Raw genomic sequence first — 4289 nt, 5'->3', positions numbered from 1 at the left:
GCCGGCGATGGGGAGCGTGCGTCTGTGAACCGGGAAATTCCCGCGGAAAGCGCCAGAAATGGCGAAATTCCGAAGTTCCAAAAGCCACTCTTCGGAACGACGCCACCTTCCGCCCTGTCAGGTCTCGTTGTTCAGACCTTCCCTAATGGCCACCTCGCTTCCGCTTCTGATGTTTCCGCAAGCAAGAACCATCCCACCGCCCAAAGGACGGCCTATCGTAATCGGCCAACCCCATGTTCCCGGACATGGAAAGCAGGTGGAGCGCTTGGATGCGCAACTGACCACGTTGCAACAAGACTTCGAGCGCTACAAAGCCAGCGTCAGCGGCTCAGTGGCTGGCCTTGAGCCTGAAGCGGTCTTGGTGATTGAAATTGCAGGCAGCGTCAATGAGTTTCGGCAGGCCGTCGAAGCCATTGGCCTGGAGTGGATGGGCGAATGGGATATTGATGACATTCCGCCCGATGAGGATTTTTTCGAGCGCAACACCAAAGGGGAGCGCACAAACAAGGCCGTCAAAGGACGCATGTTCCTCTCGCTCGGCAACGAAGCAGGAATGCGGGAGCTTCTCTCGCTGTGGGAGAAGTGGCGGGACAACAAAATGCTGCCAAGCGGAAAAACAAAATGGCGCGATGTCTTCAACCAGACCGTGCAAATCCGCCGTTGGGGAATTGAAGAGGCGCTGCGCGAGACAGGCATGCTGGATTGCTGGCAGGATTTGCTGAACCCCATCAATCCTGCTCAAGCGATCCGCTTTCAGATCGAGCTGTTTTACCGCAGATCAGAAGACAGGCGTAGGCAGAGCGAACGCAACGTCGCCACTCTTCTGCAAGCTGCGGGTGGTAAAACTTTGGGCGGCTTCATCGACATGCCGGAAATTGCCTTTCACGCGGTGAAGGCTGAACTGCCCGCAGTACGCATCCAGCAGCTTTTGAACGACCTGGAGTCCGAGAGCCACGACACTGACATCCAGCTCTTCAAATTTCATGGCGTCATGTATTTTCGCCCCACCGGGCAAAGCCTTGCAGTCACGGAAGATGGTGAAGGAGTCGATACGGAAATAGCGGAAGGGGTCGTTGACCTTCCTCCCATCGCGGCCATTCTCGACGGCGTGCCCAATGTGCAACATCAGGCACTGAAGGGGCGCTTGCTGTTGGACGACCCGGACAATCTTTCCGCGCAGTACCAACCGGGCGACAGAAAGCACGGGACGGCAATGGCGTCTCTGGTGGTGCATGGAGAAATGGCAGGCGGCCAAGCCGATCCGTTGCCGCGTCTGGTATACGTGCTGCCCATCATGCAGCCAGACCCTCATTCCCTGAACCGGAGTGAGCATGTCCCCGACGAAGTATTCTTCGAGGATCGCATCGCGCGAGCTGTTCGGCGGATGTTTGAAGGCGAAGGCGCGGTGCCTGCACAGGCTCCCACCATTTGCATCATCAACCTTTCCATCGGCGACCCTTCACGCCCGTTCATTCACACACCCAGCCCTTGGGCAAGACTGCTGGATTGGCTGTCGTGGAAATACCGCGTGCTTTTCTGTGTCAGCGCCGGGAACTATCCCGAAGCCATCAACATTGCACTGTCTGGAACGGACTACTTGGCCTTGGCCGATCCGGAGAAGGTCGAGCATGTGCTCAAGTGCATTCAGGCCCAGTTATCCGGACGGCGCATCCTGTCCCCGGCAGAAGCCATCAATGCGATCACTGTCGGCGCGACCCACGCTGACAGTGCCGGAAACTACTACCAAGGGCAGCGTACAGACTTGCTGCCCGGCGCATCGTTGTTCAGCCCTGCCGCACGGTTTGGGCACGGCTTCCGTCGCTCAGTCAAGCCGGAAATCCTGTTCCCCGGTGGTCGGCAGTTGTATCGCACGCCAGTGCTGGACAGCCAAACCGTCTATCAACCCGATGGCGGGCTTGCAGCGCCGGGGCAACAAGTCGCCTGGGACAGCAATCAGGCTGGGGCTCTGTCGAAAACCGTCCATACACGCGGCACCAGCAACGCCACCGCCCTTGCCACGCGCAGTGCGGCACGCATTTATGAAGTGCTCGATGCGCTGCGCGGGGATCACGAAGACAGCATTCCGCAGGGGCTCATTTCCGTGCTCATCAAGGCGCTACTGGTTCATGGTGCCAAGCAGGATGATGACGCTTGTGCGGCCATTACTGCCGCGTTGAAAACGCGAGATAACTCGCGCCAATTCAAAGAGGTGATGTCGCGCTATCTTGGCTATGGCGCCGTGCAGATCGAACGTGTTTTGGCATGTACCGAGCAGCGCGGCACGGTGCTGAGCTGCGGCGAAATCCGTGAGAACGAAATCCACGAATATCGCCTGCCGCTACCGCCTGGCCTGTCCAGCAGCCAGGAATGGCGTCGGATGGTGGTGACCTTGGCATGGTTCAGCCCGGTCAATCCTGGCCATCGGAATTTCCGCGAAGCCAAGCTGGAAATGTCCCCAGCCAATAACTGGGGCACTTTGCCGCTGAAGCTTGCGCGTCAAGACGGTGATCACAATCAGGTGCTGCGCGGAACAGTGCAGCATGAGGTACTCGAAGGCACAGACCAAATCGCGGCATTTCAGGACGGCGACAGCATCTTGCTGCACATCGCGTGCAAGAAGGATGCAACGGCACGTCTGGACGATGCCATTCCCTATGGCCTGGCTGTCACCCTGGAGGTGGCCGAAGGCATCCAGATTCCAATTTACGAACAACTGCGCACCCGACTTCAGCCTCAAGTCGCTGTCAGTGCAGTTGGGGGTACACCTTAAATGGCCACCAAAAAAGAACTACTTCAACAAGCCGTCGCCAAAGCCGTAGGTGCGGGAAAGCCAGTGGCGCTGGAAACCGTCGATTTCAACGATCCCAATCGCCCCAAGACCTGCCTAGAGGTGGACTTCCCGATCTTGCCCGTCAATCAGGTGGCGATCATCGAAGGCAACGCGGGCAAGCCGATTTACCAGATGTCCAAGTGGTGGGCGCGGCGACGCTCCAGCGTGTTCCGCTCCATGCTGATCGCAGCGGCGACCAAGGCTCCGGAAGATAAATCGCACGCGGCCAAGCTGGTGTGGGACAACTACTACGCCAACCACCAGAAGAAAGGCGCGTTCAAGCACCTGAAGGTGGCGGACATCTTCATGGGCGGCGGCACCACACTGGTGGAAGGCTCCCGCCTCGGCATGCAGATGGTCGGCAACGACCTCAACCCGGTCGCGTGGTTCGTGGTCAAGCAGGAGCTGGCCAACGTCGATCTGGAGCAGGTCAAGAAGCTGCTTGCCGACATCGAGGCCGAGGTCAAGCCGCAGATCATGCCGTACTACTACTGCGATGGCCCGGAAGGTGAGAAAGGCACGTGGACGCATTTGCCGTCGAACAAGGCGATGCCTGCCGACTTCGATCCACTCACCATCCCGCAGAGCGAGCGCAAGGACTACCGTTACGAAGGGCCGGAGGCGATCTATACCTTCTGGGCCAAGCACGGCCCTTGCCAGGTGACGGGTTGCGGCCACCGCACGCCTATCATGACCAGCCCGGTGATGGCGGTGAAAACCATCAGCGTGAAGCACTGGGAACACACATGCAGTAAATGCAGCGGCGAATTCCACGTTGAAGAGGAAACCGCACGGATGGCGCCGGATGCGCCGCTGATTGTCGCGCCGGATGAACACCCGTTCTCCGTACTCGACCGCAAGAAGGGCGTGATCTGCCCGCACTGCGGCCACACTGCGCTGGTGAATCTGGGGAAACCGAAGAAACCCAACAAAAAGGTGGAACTGAGTCTGCTGGTGCATCCGCAATGGCTGGCGGGCGAAGCGAAGCAGGATGCTACGGGTGCGGCCTACGGCGGTTCGGCGCAGGACGACGTGGCGGCGACCACGCGATGGGACGTTGCACGCGCCGCGAAGATTCGTCTGCTGGAGGTGCGCGGCGTGCTGCCGAGTGAGCTGAACGACCCGGAAACAGGTGTCACCTTTGTGCCTGAGAAAGGCACGGTGCCGAAGCGGTCACACTACACCTGCGCGGCCTGCGGTACGGTGCAGGACGTGCTAACCACGATCAAGGCCACGGGCAAGACCGGGCAGATGGCGGCCTACGCGCTGCAGGGCTATGCACCAAAACGCGATGAAGCGGGAAAACCTTACGGCGGTCGTTTCTTCGCTGCTTACGACGCGGTGCACGCTCGGCAGTACGATGCCGCGTTCGCGGAATGGGAAGCGCGCAAAGATGCCGATTTGAAGGACTACTGGCCGCGCTCCGAAGTGCCTTATGGAAACTCTGAACAATCCGTCC

1 protein-coding gene and 1 pseudogene are annotated in these 4289 nt (G+C 59.3%); both read left to right on the top strand.

The genetic code is table 11. The features are described 5' to 3' along the window. Window positions 1-145 precede the first annotated feature (145 nt). On the top strand, window positions 146-2770 hold the full coding sequence (locus J7367_RS20615) for a S8 family peptidase (protein WP_057664324.1): 2625 nt from the start codon (window positions 146-148) through the stop codon (window positions 2768-2770). Further along, window positions 2771-4289, top strand: a pseudogene (locus tag J7367_RS20610) (DUF1156 domain-containing protein); the annotation flags it as partial.

It is taken from the genome of Xanthomonas sp. D-36-1, assembly GCF_017746155.1.
In the GTDB taxonomy this organism is placed as follows: domain Bacteria; phylum Pseudomonadota; class Gammaproteobacteria; order Xanthomonadales; family Xanthomonadaceae; genus Xanthomonas; species Xanthomonas cissicola.
This window is presented reverse-complemented; position numbering and strand designations above follow the sequence as displayed.